This is a genomic window from Thiolinea disciformis DSM 14473 (genome assembly GCF_000371925.1).
In the GTDB taxonomy this organism is placed as follows: domain Bacteria; phylum Pseudomonadota; class Gammaproteobacteria; order Thiotrichales; family Thiotrichaceae; genus Thiolinea; species Thiolinea disciformis.
Genome location: NZ_AQVE01000001.1, coordinates 275715 through 292422 on the forward strand (window position 1 = coordinate 275715; position 16708 = coordinate 292422).

12 protein-coding genes are annotated in these 16708 nt (G+C 44.3%); 2 read left to right on the forward strand and 10 right to left on the reverse strand.

Going from position 1 to position 16708, the window contains the following annotated elements:
• Position 1: 1 nt before the first annotated feature.
• Positions 2-1495, forward strand: a complete 1494-nt coding sequence (amaB, locus tag A3IE_RS0101315) for an L-piperidine-6-carboxylate dehydrogenase (RefSeq protein WP_020393767.1) — start codon at positions 2-4, stop codon at positions 1493-1495.
• Between the two features lie 882 nt (positions 1496-2377).
• On the opposite strand, the gene A3IE_RS0101325 is transcribed toward amaB, so the two are convergent.
• The 7 genes from A3IE_RS0101325 to A3IE_RS21575 all read right to left on the reverse strand — a co-directional run bounded on the left by A3IE_RS0101325 (position 2378) and on the right by A3IE_RS21575 (position 9647).
• Complete coding sequence (locus A3IE_RS0101325; RefSeq protein WP_020393769.1) at positions 2378-3925, reverse strand: ATP-binding protein; 1548 nt, start codon at positions 3923-3925, stop codon at positions 2378-2380.
• A gap of 50 nt (positions 3926-3975) precedes the next feature.
• On the reverse strand, positions 3976-4446 hold the full coding sequence (locus A3IE_RS0101330; RefSeq protein ID WP_020393770.1) for a hydrogenase maturation protease: 471 nt from the start codon (positions 4444-4446) through the stop codon (positions 3976-3978).
• Positions 4418-5890, reverse strand: coding sequence for a Ni/Fe hydrogenase subunit alpha (locus A3IE_RS0101335; RefSeq protein WP_020393771.1), 1473 nt, complete (start codon positions 5888-5890; stop codon positions 4418-4420). Before A3IE_RS0101335 ends, A3IE_RS0101330 begins: the two co-directional genes overlap by 29 nt.
• Positions 5891-5899: 9 nt before the next feature.
• On the reverse strand, positions 5900-6442 hold the full coding sequence (locus A3IE_RS0101340; protein ID WP_245539161.1) for an NADH-quinone oxidoreductase subunit B family protein: 543 nt from the start codon (positions 6440-6442) through the stop codon (positions 5900-5902).
• Positions 6432-7175, reverse strand: a complete 744-nt coding sequence (locus A3IE_RS0101345; protein ID WP_020393773.1) for a 2Fe-2S iron-sulfur cluster-binding protein — start codon at positions 7173-7175, stop codon at positions 6432-6434. Before A3IE_RS0101345 ends, A3IE_RS0101340 begins: the two co-directional genes overlap by 11 nt.
• Positions 7172-8941, reverse strand: a complete 1770-nt coding sequence (locus A3IE_RS0101350; protein ID WP_020393774.1) for an NADH-ubiquinone oxidoreductase-F iron-sulfur binding region domain-containing protein — start codon at positions 8939-8941, stop codon at positions 7172-7174. The genes A3IE_RS0101345 and A3IE_RS0101350 overlap by 4 nt, the downstream gene beginning before the upstream one ends.
• 343 nt (positions 8942-9284) lie before the next feature.
• On the reverse strand, positions 9285-9647 hold the full coding sequence (locus A3IE_RS21575) for a DDE-type integrase/transposase/recombinase (RefSeq protein ID WP_051062460.1): 363 nt from the start codon (positions 9645-9647) through the stop codon (positions 9285-9287).
• A gap of 203 nt (positions 9648-9850) precedes the next feature.
• Between A3IE_RS21575 and A3IE_RS0101360 the strand changes: the two genes are divergently transcribed.
• Positions 9851-11017 (forward strand): alpha/beta fold hydrolase, encoded by a 1167-nt coding sequence (locus A3IE_RS0101360; RefSeq protein WP_020393775.1) that lies wholly within the window; start codon positions 9851-9853, stop codon positions 11015-11017.
• Positions 11018-11134: 117 nt separating this feature from the next.
• Here the strand turns inward: A3IE_RS0101360 and A3IE_RS0101365 are convergent, their stop codons facing one another.
• The 3 genes from A3IE_RS0101365 to A3IE_RS0101375 form a co-directional block, all read right to left on the reverse strand.
• Positions 11135-11719: a class I SAM-dependent methyltransferase gene (locus tag A3IE_RS0101365; protein WP_020393776.1), complete on the reverse strand. Its 585-nt coding sequence runs from the start codon at positions 11717-11719 to the stop codon at positions 11135-11137.
• Positions 11716-12897 carry a lytic murein transglycosylase gene (locus tag A3IE_RS0101370; RefSeq protein WP_020393777.1) on the reverse strand — a complete coding sequence of 394 codons (1182 nt, stop codon included), beginning with the start codon at positions 12895-12897 and terminating at the stop codon, positions 11716-11718. Before A3IE_RS0101370 ends, A3IE_RS0101365 begins: the two co-directional genes overlap by 4 nt.
• A 115-nt stretch (positions 12898-13012) precedes the next feature.
• On the reverse strand, positions 13013-16471 hold the full coding sequence (locus tag A3IE_RS0101375; protein ID WP_020393778.1) for an acyl-[ACP]--phospholipid O-acyltransferase: 3459 nt from the start codon (positions 16469-16471) through the stop codon (positions 13013-13015).
• Between the last annotated feature and the right edge of the window lie 237 nt (positions 16472-16708).

Consider the following 16708-nt stretch of genomic DNA (forward strand, 5'->3'; position numbering starts at 1 on the left):
CATGCCTTATCAAGATATTTTGGGCGTATTTGATTTGCAGCAGTTTAATAAAGCCAATGGCAGCTTGAGTGTGCGTACCCCTGTCGATGGCTCAGAATTAGCCAAGCTGCAAGAAACCCCTGAAGCAAATATGGCGCAAATAATAGCCCATGCGGAGCAAGCCTTTTTAGCATGGCGTTCCATTCCGGCTCCACGACGGGGTGAATTAGTACGTTTATTAGGTGAAGAATTACGTGCTGCCAAGCAAGAACTGGGGCGTTTAGTATCTCTGGAAGCGGGCAAGATACTCTCCGAAGGTTTGGGCGAAGTTCAGGAAATGATCGATATTTGCGATCTTGCCGTAGGACAATCGCGCCAATTATTTGGGCTCACCATCGCCTCAGAGCGCCCCGGCCATCGCATGATGGAAACGTGGCAACCTTTGGGGGTGGTCGGTGTGATTACCGCATTCAATTTCCCCGTCGCAGTGTGGGCGTGGAATAGCGCGCTCGCCTTGATTTGCGGTAATGCAGTTATTTGGAAGCCGTCCGAAAAAACGCCATTGACCGCTTTAGCAACGCATGAAATTGCCAAGCGTGCCTTAAAACGGTTTGGTGATGCGCCTGAACATTTATTGCAAGTCGTTATTGGTGGCGCGAGTTTGGGCAATGCTTTGGTGGAATCGCCTAAAGTAGCATTGATCTCAGCAACTGGTTCAACACGCATGGGACGCGCCATTGCCCCCAAAGTTGCAGCACGTTTCGGCAAATGTTTGCTGGAGTTGGGCGGCAATAATGCCATGATTGTTGCACCGAGTGCGGATTTAGATTTGGCAGTACGCGCAATTACGTTCTCGGCGATTGGTACTTGTGGGCAGCGCTGTACCAGCCTAAGACGTTTGATTGTGCACGAATCGATTGCTGATCAATTGCTTCCTAAATTATTGAACGCTTACAAGTCTGTCCCGATTGGCAGTCCTTTGGAGCAAGGCACTTTAGTCGGCCCCCTCATTGATCAAGCGGCACTTCAAGCCATGCAACATGCTCTCGAAAATGCTAAAGCCCAAGGTGGTACAGTTCACGGTGGTGAGTTGGTGGACGGGGTAAAAGGTGGTGCTTATGTGAAACCGGCCTTAGTCGAAATGCCAGTGCAAACCGCCGTGGTGCAAGAAGAAACCTTCGCGCCTATCTTATACGTGTTGCGCTATAAAACACTGGATGAAGCTATCGCTCTGCAAAATAATGTCCCTCAAGGCTTATCTTCCTGCATCTTCACCAACGATGTGCGCGAAGCGGAAACCTTTGTATCGGTTACCGGTTCCGATTGCGGTATCGCCAATGTGAATATCGGCCCATCTGGTGCAGAAATCGGCGGGGCGTTTGGCGGCGAAAAAGAAACGGGTGGTGGACGTGAATCTGGCTCGGATGCGTGGAAAGCGTACATGCGTAGACAAACAAGTACCGTGAATTATTCACGCAGTTTGCCGCTGGCTCAGGGTGTGAGATTTGATATTTGAAAGCTGTAATTAGCTGAATAAAGATACCAGTCGGTAAGTATACTTACCGACTTTTTAAATACAGGAGTAAGATGCATGACTTTAAGGTTTTTTAAAATTTAGATGGAAAGGCTCTTCAAGTTAAGTAAAAAATTCTCTTTTAGGCTTATTGCGTGGATCGTTTTCCTATTATTTTTCACGCAGTATGTAGATACTATCCTCGCATTTATCGGCTTGCTTGCCGCTGTCTATATTCTAGTGCATTTGTTCAAGTTGTTTATTGTAAATAACAAAGATCTAAAAGTCGATGATTCGAAATCTGAGTTCGAAATCAATAGATTAAAAAATTTAAAATTTCGTTATTTGATGGCTTGTGTCGGTTTAGAGCTTCTCTTGTTATCTTTGAGTTTTTATACTATTCTGCAAAAAGAATATTTTATGCTGGGAGCTTTATTAGGTATTTTGCTTATATTAATCTATTTTTTTTAGTTGCACTTTATCTATTTGTCCAAGATGCTCACAGTTCTTTTTTGAAAGAAAATCAGCTCCTTTTTTTATGAGTGGCTTTAGACGATCCAAGTCATATCATCATTTTCTGCAAGCTGACATCCATCAATGTGGCCATTGTGGCTTATCATGGAAAAATTAAAGTTCAATCATATATAGTAAATTCTGCTAATTAAGCTACCCTATAATACTGATCAATCCTCGGTCATGATTTGAGGGAGTTGAAAACGCTTTGACGGAGCTCTATATTTAAAGGCTGGACATGATTTAGAGGAGGTGAAAAGGCGTTGTTCGATAAAAATGCTAATGCGGTTTTGATGACTTAATGGCTTTAATGGGGGCAATGGCTCAGCGTTACGGCGAAGAACATGTTCGGCTAGTGGTTTGGTTTGATAATTAACCTTGCTCTACCACAAAGCCTACTATATTCCGATCCTGCTTACTAAACTCTACACCAATTAGATGAATCGGCTGATTTAAAGCACGATATTTATCGGCATAACGTTTGTCATGGATTTGTTGTAAGGCTGCACCTGTGGGTTTTTCATCAACGGCTTTAAATTCAAATAAGTACACTTGTCCATTAAATCTTAATGCCATATCGAGGCGACCATGATTAGAGGCATCTTCAATAATGACATCTAAACCTAAGGCTGCAAAGTAGGAATAAAATACACTGGCATAATAGCCTTCATAGTTTTGAATATCATTACTACTATACCAGTTATAAGGAATGCTGGCGTAAAACGAGTGAAAGAGTTGTCGCAAACCATCAAAGTTATTGACTAATAGTAAGCGATAGAGTTGGGCGCTATTCACAACTTGTTTAGACGCATCTTTTACGAGAGCTTGCAGTATACTTTCATTTAAACTTTGACGTACCTCTTGATTAGGGTATCCTAAAGTAAAAAACTCTTGCCCTGCTAAGTTTTCATAATGATGAATGGTTAAATACCCTGTTTGAAATAATAGGGCTTCTGTTGCAATATCCTCTACGTCAAAACTAGATAAAAGAGCTGAGTTGGCAATCATTTTGTCTAGTGCTAGACTTGTTACTTTTCGTTTTACTAGTAGGTTAATCAAGAAGGTAGGCGTGCCTGTTTCAAACCAGTAGTTTTTAAAGTGACGTTGTCTAAATAGTAGCAATATATCAAACGGATTATAAACACCTTCACCTAGCCAATTATAACCATTGTACCATTGCTTTATTTGCTCACGATCAAGGTCAATTAATTCAGGCGCAAATATAGTATCAATATCATAATCTGTATAACCGCAAATAGAACTATAATGAGGGTCTAAAGTAAGATCATATAGATTATTTAAACCAGAAAATAAGCTGACTTTAGAAAACTTACTAACTCCAGTTAGGAAGCTAAACTTAATATAAGGATCGTAATCCTTGATAGTGGCGTAGAAGCTGCGTAGTGCGTCACGATTAGCTCTTGCTAAATCGGGCTTATCTAAAGCATCTAAAATCGGCTTATCATATTCATCAATTAATATAATTATCGGTAATTGCGTTACTTTGTAAATTTCAGCTATTAAATAAGCAAAGCGACCACCAATATCAGGTACTCTTTTAGTTATACCCCATTTATCTTCCAGTAAAAGTAATTGGGTATTTAGCGAGTTTTCCAAACCCTCAGTATCCGTAAATTTCCCACTCCCGAAGCTAAAACGTAGTACGGGATATTTAACTGACCAATCCCATTGATTTTGTGCGGCTAAGCCTTGAAATAGTGACTCGTTGCCTTCAAACAGCTCTTTTAACGTGTCTAGGAATAGACTTTTACCAAAACGACGCGGACGTGAGAGAAAGTAGTGTTTGCCATGATTGATCAAGTCTAATGCTAGTGCGGTTTTATCGACATAGTAATGATTATCCACGCGAATTTCGCGGAAGGTCTGGATGCCAATGGGTAGTTTTTTGCGCTGCGTCATGGAGTACGACTCGTTTCTGAGGTTAGGTTTGAGTATATCATGGGTTAGGGCTACTGGATTCGGTAAACCTCTTTCACCTGATTAAACGCTTCACCCAAATTTTTCATAGCTCCCTCACTCAACCCCGCCCCCAACTCAAACGCATACCCCCGAATCCTCAACAGATACGCAGGTGGGGCTTCACATTGATACACTTCCTGATAAGCATGTAACAACGCCGCAGGTGTCATCGCGTGGCTGGTGTAGCTGCAATCCTGTTGTGCTGTTAAAGGCTCAAACACATAAGGTTCAGCGCAACTGACATCCGCATCGATGAAAATGATTTTTTCACGCCCGACTAAATCGGTGATGTGTTCGACTTGCAGTTGCATGTCGGTGAGGCACTCGACATGGGGTAACGGTTTGGCATTCATGGCTTCGATGAAGAGATAGCCCAGAGCGTCGTCGCCGCGCCCTGGGTTGCCATAGCCGAACAGTAGAATCGGGGCTGGCTTAATCAAATGTGCATCCAATAGTACCATTGGCACTTTTGCTTAAGGAACTGATCACGTCGCCCTGTGCATTGTGCAATTCCACTTGCAGCGGCATTTTGCCCAACGCGTGTGTGGCACACGATAAACAGGGGTCATAAGCACGAATCGCCACCTCTAAATGATTGAGCAAACCTTCAGTGATCTCTTGCCCCTCCAAGTACTGATTCGCCACCGAACGTACCGACTCATTCATTGCCTGATTATTACTAGTGGTGGAGACAATCAGATTAGCTTTTTCAATCAAGCCTTGTTCGTCAATTTGATAATGATGGAACAACGTACCACGTGGTGCTTCAATCACACCAATACCTTCACGCCGCGCCGTGCCTTTTACTACTAAATCCGTACCCATAATGTCAGGGTCATGTAACAGTTCCTCAATCGCTTCGGCACAGTGCAACATTTCAATCATACGCGCCCAGTGATAAGCCAGCGTGTCATGCACATAGCCACCATGAGCAAAGGCTCGAAACTTCTGGCGTGCGGCTTCGGCTTTAGGGGTAGTAATGAAATCAGCTAAATTGACCCGTGCTAACGGCCCTACCCGATACCAGCCGTTTTCCCTACCCAAGCTAGTTAAGTACGGGAATTTCATATACGACCAGTTGCGCACTTCTTCACGTAGCAATTGCGTGTAATTCGTATAATCAAACTGATCAATAATGGCTGAACCATCGGCGTGACGCGCCCGCAAACCGCCGTGATACAGCTCCATTTCACCTTGCTTGCCGACCATACCTAAATAACTGGTCGTGAGGGTGGCAAAGCCATGATTTTCAGGGTGTTGCAAGTGAATCTGTTCGTTTAAATCGACCGCATCCTGTGACCATTGAATAATATCTTTAATATCGACCAATAAGGCTTTGCGTTCCTCATCGCTCAACGACTTATTCATACCCCCTGGTACGGTTGCAGCACCGTGAATACGTTTACCTGCAATCGCGGCAATCACTTGTTGCCCATACTTGCGCAGCTTCACGCCTTTTAAGCCAATATCGGGATAATCTTCCAGTACACCCACAATATTACGATGCGCGAGATTAGAGCTAAAACCGAACAATAAATCCGGTGAAGACAAGTGGAAGAAATGCAAAGCATGTGATTGCAACACTTGTCCAAAATGCAATAAACGACGCAATTTATGGGTTGTGGGCGTGACACTTTCTGGGTCAACACCGACCAATTGATCAACGGCTTTCGCTGCGGCTAAGTGATGCGAAACAGGGCAAATCCCGCATAAACGCTGTACGAAATAAGGGACTTCAGTAAAGGGACGACCTTGAATGAATTTTTCAAAACCGCGAAATTCGACAATGTGCAAACGTGCTTCTTGCACATGATTATCTTGATCCATCAATAAAGTGATTTTGCCGTGACCTTCTACCCGCGAAATCGGGTCTATGGCAATACGGCGTAAGTGCTTGTCTGACATAGTAATTCCTTAATCGTAGTGCAGCATGGTTTTCGACAAAGACGGCTCACGCCCCGCGAGTAAATCACTTAAGATCGCATAAAATGCATCACCAGACGGTGGACAACCAGGTAGGTAATAATCCACACGCACCACTTCATGCAGCGGATGTACTTTGGAAAGCAATAAGGGCAATTCAGGATCACTGGGAATCATCGGATTATCCACGCCCACGCCATTCAAATAGGCTTCTTGCAAACACTCTTGCACCTCATAATGATTGCGCATCGCAGGCACACCACCATTGATAGCGCACGCACCGACCGCAATCAGAATCTTGCAGTTGTTGCGAAATTCGCGCAGTACATGCACATTCTCAGCATTACACAAACCACCTTCGACCAAACCAATATCGCAAGGCTGACAGTGTTTAATATCGGTCAAGGGTGAACGATCAAATTCCACGTGTTCGAGCAAACCCACCAAGCGTTCATCCATATCTAAAAACGACATATGGCAACCAAAACAACCTGCCAACGAGGTCGTAGCAACGCGTACTTTATTAGTCATCATGGTGTTCCGTTTTGTGCAGATTGAAGGTGGCAATATCCGATTCTGCAACCGTGTGCAAATCAAAGGTACGCCGTCCAATCGGGACTTCATGCCCGTGATTTTTCGGCAGAATTGCCCCTACAGGACAAATATGTGCAGCTAAATCGTCTTTGTTTAAATCGCTATCGCCCAATTTGCCAGAGGGTGAGTTTACAATTACATGGTTTTGCGCACCCCGTCCGCTTAAAGCAAATACATTTTTGCCATCAATCTGTTGGCTGGCACGCACACACAAACCACACATAATGCAACGGTCACGATCCAAAATCAGATCAGGGTGGGACGCATCCACTTCACGACGCGGATAAAAGGGTGGGAAATGCCCATCGAGCATCCCTAAGTGGTAGCCCAAAGCTTGCAAGGTACAGTCACCCGTTTTGTCACAGGTGGGGCATAAATGATTGCCCTCGACAAATAACATTTGCACTAAGGTCTTACGGACTTCGGTTAAGGCAGGCGTATTATTGGCAACTTGCATACCCTGACTGGCGGGAAAGGTACACGCCGACATGCTGCGCCCGTCCACATCTACCGTGCACAGTTTGCAACTGCCATGTGGTTTGAGTTCGGGCTTGTGGCATAAATGCGGAATGTAAATCCCTGCCGCCAAGGCTGCATCCATAATGGTTTGCCCTGCACTAAAGGGTACTACCTGACCATCAATCGTCAGGGTGTTTTCTAATAATTGATTCATGCTAAATGCGCCTCCGCATCGTCGCGATGGCTGAGTTGACGTGTTGTTTCCAGCGCCGCATCCAGATTGAAAAATGGTTCATACTCTTGATGCAATAAGCGTTGCTCACACACATGCGGAAAGTGTTCTAATAAATCCAAAATCGGATTGGCTGCGGTTTGCCCCAGACCACAATGCGAACGTTTTTTTACCAATTTGGCTAAGCGTGCCATTTCTTCACGGTCATAAGCTGTGCCGTGTCCTGCTTCGATTTTATCTAAGTACTTGCGCAATAACGGCGTACCCACACGACAGGGTGTACAAAAGCCGCAGCTTTCATGCGCAAAGAAATGGGTGAAATTACGCACGACTTTCAACAGATCACGCTGTTGCCCATAAATCATGATCGAGCCGCCCGTGGCTAAATCTTCAAATGCTAATTGGCGTCCAAAGTCTTTGCGATGCACTAAAGTACCTGAAGGGCCACCCACTTGTACGGCTTGCGCATCACTAGCCCCACAATCGTCTAATACTTGTTGCACCGTAACACCAAACGCATACTCATAAATGCCCGCTTTGGTGCAATCGCCGCTAATACTCAACAGTTTAGAACCCGCTGATTGTTCCGTACCATGTGCTTTAAACCAGTTTGCGCCTTTAGATACGATATGTGCCGCAGCGACAAAGGTCTCGACATTATTCACCACAGTAGGTTGGCCTAAATAACCGTGTGTCACAGGAAACGGTGGTCGAATGCGTGGTACACCACGTTTCTGTTCTAAAGACTCTAGTAGTGCTGATTCTTCACCACAAATATAAGCCCCCGCACCCACCACTAATTCAATATCAAAAGTAAAGCCTTGTTGACCTAAGATGTTTTGCCCTAATAACTGTTGCTGACGGCGCTCAGTCAGTACTTGTTGAATGTGCGGCACAAGATAACGGTATTCACCGCGCAGATATAAATAACCTTGCTGTGCACCAAGCGCATACGCCGCCACGGTCATACCTTCAAACAGTTCGTGTGCATGATCGGTTAATAAAATCCGATCTTTAAACGTGCCAGGTTCACCCTCATCCGCATTACACACTACATAATGTTGTGCTCCTTGCGCTTGACGACAAAACTCCCATTTCATCCCTGTAGTAAACCCTGCGCCACCACGACCGCGTAAGCCAGATTGTTTAAGGGTTTGAATTAAAGCATCGCTACCTAATTTAAATGCGGCAGTTAAAGCACTACCTTGTTCCAAAGGTTGCTCCAGCAACAAACCCTTTTTATAAATTTGGGTGTTAATGCTAAACAGTTCAGGTGACCATTGATCTAAGGGTGTTTTGCTTTCAATGTACTCGGCAATCTGTTTAAGACGCGTTGAATCTAAATGCGCGATCACTCGATCATTAATCAGTAGTGAAGCGCCATGATCGCACATACCAATGCAAGAGGTTTCATCAATACTAACCAGTCCATCTGTGCGTGTAATACCTTGTTCTACTTTGAGCAATTGGCAAAGCTCGCGCATTAATGCTAAATCACCACAACTGGTGCAATTACTAAATAACAGAGTGTACTGACCGCGTGGTGTGCGGGTGAAAAAGGAATAGAAGTCGATAACGGATTCGATTTGTGCTAGTGGTAATTGCAGGGTTTCAGAAACCTGTTTAGATTGCTGTGTAGGTATATAACGATACTGTTGTTGAATGGCGTGTAATTGATGTAATAAATGTGGCATTAAGCCATTTACAGCCTGATCAGGGCAAGGCTCACCCTGTAGGAGTTGCTGCATAAATTGTTCCTTTGGTGGTAAACATAAGCGTGAAATTAAAATCGATTAATGCTTATGTGGTGTGATTATCATCCCATTACCGAATTGTTTTTTAGATTATTATCATAACTAGTTTAACAAGTCGTCACTTGGACAACAATGCTCACAAAATAATCATTTATTTTAATTAGCCAACAACGAATTCATCACCTTTTACAAGACCATTGCGCTCCTTACTTATGTTCTGGTCAAGTGATTTAAGATACCTGTTTAAGCGTTTTTTTGTTCAACTAGGTTGTTTAACCACTCGTGTTTAAGGCTGCCGAAGAAACGTTCAACCACTGCATTATCATAGCGAGCGCCTTTAACGCCCATAAAGGCTGGATGCGGTGTAAAGCAAGTGTTTGTTGAAAGCGCAGGCTAGTGTATTGCGATCCCCGATCGGAATGAAACAACAACCATGCTTGAGGAGTCGGCTGTCGTACACTAAGGCATTGTGCAATACCTGTAAGACTACATCGGTAGTGATACGTGCCGATAGTGCCCAACCAATAATCCGTCGAGAATATAAATCCATCACGATAGCCAAGTATAACCAACCTTCAAAGGCATGTAGATAATTGATGTCAGCCGCCCACACTTGATTGATATGGCTGGGATTAAACGCCCAATTCAGAGGGTTATCGACTGCCCCGTAGGACGGATCTCGCACGGTGGTCGTGCTCATGAAAAAAGAATCACTTTAACAGGGTTCTTTTTGTAAAAACCTAGAAGTGATAACTTTATTAAGTTACAAACACTGAGCGTTTCTTAGGTCAAATAAATAAGCGAAGTTGTTAACTTCACCTAATCACAACTTAGGTAGCTGTTGAAAGCCCAGTGTTTGAAGAAGCGTTTCTTAAAGTTACACACCACTTGAGGAGAGAAGATATGCAGCAGCCACTCAGTAAATGGCATCGGCAAATTATGGCAGCTATGGCAATGAGCCTTGCTTTAGTGAGTACCAGTAAGGGCTTCGCTGCTGAATCTTGTGAAGATGTGGATCAAGGTAAATGTACGCTTGAACTGAGCACAGGCATTAAAATGGCCTATGTTGAAGCGGGTAAACCAGATGGTGAAACCGTTTTTTTGCTCCACGGTTTAACCGATAGTAGTCGCTCGTGGTCTCTGGTGATGCGGACATTGCGTGAAATGCAACCTGATTGGCACATTATTGCCTTAGATCAACGCGGACATGGTGCTAGCTCTTTACCACCCGCAGAAAAGTGCGCGGAAAAGCCGGAAACCTGCTACAAGATGAGTGATTTTGCAGACGATATTGTGGCCTTTATGCAAGCTAAAAATATTGCTAAAGCTCACTTCGTAGGGCATTCGATGGGTAGTTTTATTACCCAAGAAATGGCATTGGCACACCCTGATAAAGTCAATAAGGTAGTGCTCGTTGCTACCTCCAATAAGGGGCTAGACAATCCAGTGTTACGTGATTATGTATTGAAGGAGCCAGTGGAGGGAGCGTGGAAAAAAGCATTGGATGAAAAGAAAATCACACAGCCTGAAGCTATTTATAACGCCAGCCCCAGTGATGCTGACCCTAATATTGAAGCATGGTTGGCCAACTCTTGGGATGTGGATGTCATAGCTGATCCTAAATTAGTTGCCGCTATCGTTAAAGAAACTGCCCACGTCAAATTAGGTACATGGATGGGCGCAACCAAAGCCTTACTGGGGCAGGACAATACTGAACGACTCAAAAATTTAACCATTCCCGCTTTAGTACTGTGGGGTACACAAGATGCAATCTTCTATAACGACCCTGATCAAACTGGCATAAAAGCGGCTTTGACTGAAGCGGCTAAAGCAGGCAAAACCAACTATTTCTGGAAGCAATATGGTACTATTCCTTTACCTGCTTCTGGTTCACAAGAAAACGATATAGGGCATAATATTCAATGGGAAGCACCTAAAGAAATAGCCAAAGATATTGTGTCTTTTATTCAAACTGGCAAACCTACTTTGGATTTATATCGCTCAGATCCACAACATTTACAAACTATTGTGACTGAATCTGGCAAAGCAGAATTGTTGCCTGCTCAATAAGTTGATTTACTTGATAAGTAGCTTACTGCGGCAGTAGGCTACTCACTCCATAACCTAAGTTTGGCATAAGCCAGAAATAAGCTTTGCAAAGCCTATTGAAGAAGGCCTTCCCCTAACTTAGCTGCCTATAATAGGTTTCGTAAACACTAACTCTCGACAAGGTTCACCGCGCTGTAAATACTTAATCTCAAAGTGTGTTCGCCCCGGTTCTGAAAGAGTCTTTTCTTCGTAAGGTAGCTGCCAAGTTTGTTCGGCTTGCTGCTTCGCTTCGGCAAGGTACTCGGGAATATTGCTCGCTAAATGAACGTGTCCCCGAGGTTTGAGGCGTGATAACAAAAATGCGAAAAATGGCATATTGAGCCAGCGTTGCGCAGGGTTTTTGGGTTCGGGATTGGGATAGAGAATAAAGACCCGCTCCAAGCTTTCTGGCGGTAAAGCATGTACCACCCAAGGAATCGCATCCGCATGAATGGGATGCAAATTCCTAAGCGGATTGGCTTGATAACTGTGCCAAAACTTCTGAAATTTCTCAGCCGTACGCTCAATCGCATACAGCTCTATCGTAGGATGTTGTGCCGCAAAACTTAAGGCGTGTAAGCCCACGCCTGCACCAATTTCCAAGCAAATAGGCCGATCATGGGGCAGTTGTGGGCGCACAAAATCACGTGGCGGCCTTAATAGTTCGGGACGAAACGCTCTCACAGTTTGCTTAATAAGCTAGGGTCAGGATAACCATCCGCAGGTAAACCTAATTGTTTTTGTACAGAACGTACCGCTGCACGGGTTTGCTCGCCGATAATGCCATCGATTTTACCCACATTCATACCACGGGCTTGTAAGCGCGCTTGCAAATCACGGACTTGGTTTAACGAAAGCTTGGGCACTAAACCATTGCCCGGACTCATAGCACCTGCTCCTGCTAGGCGCGTGGCAAAATAGGCAGCGGTCGTAGTGTAAACAGTTGATTCATTCCATTGTAATAACACATCGAAGTTGGGATAGGCCAAAAACGCAGGGCCGAGTCGTCCCATGGGTAGTAATAACGCGGCACTGCCTCCGCCATTTAACGCTTTGCCGCTTGGGGTAGTAACACCTTGTGCAGCCCATTCGCTAATGGGCAGTTTATTGTCGAGGCGTGCCAGTGACCAATCCATATCTTTTGGCACACGTACTTCGCGCAACCACGGTTCACCCGCCCGCCAGCCATAATTGCGCAACATGCTAGCCCCTGAGGCTAAGGCATCCGCTCTGGAGTGAATCAAATCACGATGCCCATCGCCATCAAAATCAATCCCGAATTTGTTATAACTAGACGGAATAAATTGCATTTGCCCTAATTCACCAGCCCACGCGCCCCGCATACTGGCTGGCGTTTGGTCACCTTTTTGGACTAATTGCAAGGCGTGCATTAATTCGGGGCGGAATAAGTCGGGGCGGCGACAATCGTGTGCCAGTGTGACTAAAGAGCGAATCGTGGGAAAGTCGCCTGTCACTGCCCCAAAATCAGTTTCCAAGCCCCAGAACGCAGCCAGAATCTCAGCGGGAACACCAAATTGCTGTTCAATACGACTAAATAAAGCGCCATTTTTGGCAATATTGGCACGCCCCAAATTCATACGATTGCTATTCACTTTTTTAGAGGAAAACTCCAAAAAGGTTTGTGCAAACACCCCCTGAGAACGGTCGCGCTGAATAACGGAAGGGTCGGGACGAATATTGGTTAAGGCATTGTCTAGCGTGGCGGCAGAGATACCTGAAGCAGCGGCTTCTTGTTTAAAATCACTTAACCATGCATCGAAATCAGGAGAGCGGCAATCAGCCCAAGCGGACGTACTGGCCACGGAAAATAGCAAAAAAAGTGTAGAACGGAAATAGCGCATATCTGCCTTCCTTAGTCTGTAAGAGTGGATTCCTGCGCCTAGTATAACAAGATCGTCGTATCACAACAGTTACACAGGCTGCCTGTGTGCTTAGGCAGCCTATTGGCGAAAAAGTTTAGGACATTAAACTTTGCGCGAGTTTGCGAGAAGTGGCGAAGTCTGTTTTACCACTGCCGAGTTTTGGTACTTCAGCTACTTTTTTGATCTCAGCCGGTAACATTAAGCCATTGAAACTACCATCTGCCAGTAATTGGTCGCGGACTGCTTTTGGCTCATGCTCGCCACCGAGCAACAAAATGATTTTCTCGCCTTTTTTCTCGTCAGGACAGTTAATAGCAACAATATCGAGTTCAGGATCTTGCAGGCTTTTGCGAATCGCCTGCTCAACTGCGGTCAAACTCACCATTTCACCGCCTAATTTGGCGAAGCGTGAATAACGATCCACAATGGTTAAGAAGCCATCTTCGTCTAAATGACCTTTATCACCGGTCTTATACCAACGTTTACCGTCTAATTCCGCAATCACTTGTGCTGTTTTTTCGGGTGCATTCAAATAGCCCTTCATCACTTGTGGACCACCGGCGAGAATTAAGCCATCTGTACCTGCCGCTAAGGTTTCCATAGTCTCAGGATCAACAATGCGGAAAGTCGTGCCGGGTAAAGGCATACCGACGGTGCCTTCGCGACTACCCATCTGTATTTTCCAAGAACTGGAGTCTAATTTGTCGGGCACATTCACACTGGCTACGGGAGAAGTTTCTGTCATGCCATAGCCCTCTAAGATAGATTTATTGAAACGCTGACTAAACAGTTGACGTACTTCGGGCGCAAGCTTTTCCGCGCCTGCCACCACATAGCGTAAGCTTTGGAACATCAATGGATGAACACGTTGGTTGCGTGCGTAGAGGCGTAAGAATGTCGAGGTCCCAAATAGTACAGTGGCCTCGTATTTTGCCACACCTTTGGCAATATTCACGGCATCAGTGGGATCAGGATGACAAACGATGGGAATACCTTCAGAAAGTGGCATGAGAATATTGGCGAGCAAGCCAAAGGCATGAAAGCTAGGCAAGGTTGCCATCAATACATCATCCTCACGCGTGTTAAGCATATCCGCGACCTGACGTGCATTAATAGCCAAATTACGATGGCTTAATTCAACCCCTTTTGGTGTACCTTCACTACCACTAGAAAAAAGAATCGCAGCCGTTAATTCAAGCGAGGTATAGCGTAAATACAGCAGTTCTAACAAGCGTGCAGGTAACAAAATCACTGCTGCCATCGTTAATAAGAGCTGATGTTTAGGAATAGCTGCTTTCATATCATCCATAAACACCATCTCGGTATTCGGCAAAATCGCTTGAATATCCAAACTGCGCTGCTCAGCGAGACGCTTGAGAAATAACTTCGAGGTGTATAGGCGTTTTAAGCCCGCTTGTTCTACCGAGCTTTTGATGGCCTCAGGGCTAGCGGTGTAGTTAATGTTGACCACGGTTTTGGCTAAGCTCAATACCGCCATATTCGCCATGGTTCCACCCATACTGGTGGGCAATAAAATACCGACGTTTTGTTCCGGATTCCCTTGTTTGATGAGCTTGGCAAAACGGAACACGGCAGTCATAAAGCGATAATTGCCCAATGGCTCACCCAGCACGTCAGTCGCTGCCATGCGCATTCCAAGACGCTTGGCAACATGCAGCCAAGTGACGGGAATGGGGTCGATCATATGCGAATAGACTTGCCAAGTTTCGAAGGATAGTTCAAATACTTTTTGCTTCAGCTCAGGCGCTTTGGTGTCTGGTGGCAAGGGTTGGCCGAAAGACACAATCAAGTCACGTTTTAAACCTGAGGGGCGGGTTTCGCGCAAAAAGCCGCTAGAGCGTGAGAAACGACTACCCCAAAGGCCATGTAAGTAAAAGGGAATAATAATCGCATTAGTATCTTTAACCGCTTTTTCATAGCCGCGTTTAAATTCTGATAAATGCCCTGTACGGCTAATGGTGCCTTCAGGAAATAAGCAAACCACATCGCCTTCATTTAAATAGCGTTTTACTTCACTTAAAGCTCCTTCACTAGAGCCAGAGCTAATGGGAATAACACCGAAGAAGCTTAGAATGCCTTTTAAATACCACTGTTCATAATAGCCCTTGTCCATTACAAAGCGAATAGCACGAGGGCTGGCGATTTGTACTAAAGCCCAATCAATCCAGCTAATGTGATTGCCTAATAATAAAACTCCACCTTTCGAAGGTAGATTATTGAATCCAAGAACTTTTAAGCGATAACGTACTTTAAATAAACGTCCCACCAAAAAACGTAATAGAGAATGCGGCATTTTATAAACTGTATAAAGTGCACCAGCACTGACAAGAAAACTAAGAAAGGTAAATAAGGCTTGGCTGTCGACTTGTCTTAAGGTAAGCATCACCGCAATGCCAATAAAACTGAGCATGAGGATATTGCTGACTAGATTGAAAGTAGATAAGACACGACCTAGTTTTTCAAGGGGAGCATGGTATTGCATTAAAGCATTCAGCGGTACTACAAATAAACCACCCATAATCCCTAAGCTGAAAAAATTCAAGGCTTGGAAAAATAAACTATCCAACCAAGTGATCAAAGCCACATTGATCATAATGCCTAGCGCACCAACCGGAATAAGGCCGATTTCAATATAGTTGCGCGATAATTTTCCCGCCCATAGCGATCCAAGCATAATACCGATGCCCGAGCAGGCAATCAGCGCTTGGACAGTCACGGTATTATGAATATTCAGGTATTGCTTTGCATAAGCTGGATAAGCTAAAACAATAAACTGTGAAACCGCCCAAAATACGGATAGGGCAATAATAGTTAGCCAAATAATTTGGCTTCGATAGACTGTTTGGAAATTGGCACGTGCGAATTGACCTGCAACATAACGTTTCTTGTCAAATATTAGCTCATGGTTAGTAGATCGTGTTAAGGGGAGTTGATAGGAGCACCAGACAACAAAACCAGAAAGTAAAAATAAAGCCCAGCCTAAACTAGCTATTAAAGCCAAAACTTGCGATTCACTGCTAAAAATTTCATTAGCGAGCTTCATTTCAAATAGCATAGAAAAGAAAAAAGAGCTAAGCAAAATAGCAATCATGGTTGCAGATTGGAGAAAAGCATTGCCTTGAGTAAGGCGGGATTCACCAATTAACTCACGAATATAGCCAGTGCGAGCAGGAGAGTAAAAGGCAGCTAATAAGCCTAAAACAAAAGTTAGAGAAAAGGATAGCCAAAACCATCCCATGTAATAACTTAAGGTAATTAATAAAGTTGTAGCTAAACTTCCCCAAGCAGTATAGCGCATAATAGTTACTTTAGGGTATTTATCCGATACAAAACCAGCGGGAGTCAGGCTTAATACGAAAGGAATTAATAATAATGCATTGGCTAAAGCGGCTCGAATCACCTGTTCTTGGCTATTAGCTAACTTGAAAATGGTATTTTGCAGAATAATGGTATGGCCAAAAATCACGAAAGCATTCAAAAATGCCATAGTGATAAAGGCGCTAAAACCTTGAACACGTAATAGCTGCCACATCCGCATTCTCCTTAGCTGACTGAGTGGTTATAGGATGACACACCATACGATGTTTTGTGACCTTATGCCAATCACTCAGTGCAAAGGTAGCGTTAGATGCTACTCAAGGTGGCGGCTTAGCTTTTTTTCAGAAAAGCAGCTCAAAAAATTTCATTAAAGTTTAATAAGGTTTTGTTAAATATCTATGCTATAAGAATAGTTGAATGTTTTGTTAAACATTACCAACAACACTAAAAA

What these genes read in the sequence shown, in the direction of transcription:
- amaB (WP_020393767.1), top strand. Translation starts at nt 2, where the DNA reads ATGCCTTATCAAGATATTTTGGGCGTATTTGATTTGCAGCAGTTTAAT.
- A3IE_RS0101325 (WP_020393769.1), bottom strand. Translation starts at nt 3,925, where the DNA reads ATGACGCAGCGCAAAAAACTACCCATTGGCATCCAGACCTTCCGCGAA.
- A3IE_RS0101330 (WP_020393770.1), bottom strand. Translation starts at nt 4,446, where the DNA reads ATGGTACTATTGGATGCACATTTGATTAAGCCAGCCCCGATTCTACTG.
- A3IE_RS0101335 (WP_020393771.1), bottom strand. Translation starts at nt 5,890, where the DNA reads ATGTCAGACAAGCACTTACGCCGTATTGCCATAGACCCGATTTCGCGG.
- A3IE_RS0101340 (WP_245539161.1), bottom strand. Translation starts at nt 6,442, where the DNA reads ATGATGACTAATAAAGTACGCGTTGCTACGACCTCGTTGGCAGGTTGT.
- A3IE_RS0101345 (WP_020393773.1), bottom strand. Translation starts at nt 7,175, where the DNA reads ATGAATCAATTATTAGAAAACACCCTGACGATTGATGGTCAGGTAGTA.
- A3IE_RS0101350 (WP_020393774.1), bottom strand. Translation starts at nt 8,941, where the DNA reads ATGCAGCAACTCCTACAGGGTGAGCCTTGCCCTGATCAGGCTGTAAAT.
- A3IE_RS21575 (WP_051062460.1), bottom strand. Translation starts at nt 9,647, where the DNA reads ATGAGCACGACCACCGTGCGAGATCCGTCCTACGGGGCAGTCGATAAC.
- A3IE_RS0101360 (WP_020393775.1), top strand. Translation starts at nt 9,851, where the DNA reads ATGCAGCAGCCACTCAGTAAATGGCATCGGCAAATTATGGCAGCTATG.
- A3IE_RS0101370 (WP_020393777.1), bottom strand. Translation starts at nt 12,897, where the DNA reads ATGCGCTATTTCCGTTCTACACTTTTTTTGCTATTTTCCGTGGCCAGT.
- A3IE_RS0101375 (WP_020393778.1), bottom strand. Translation starts at nt 16,471, where the DNA reads ATGTGGCAGCTATTACGTGTTCAAGGTTTTAGCGCCTTTATCACTATG.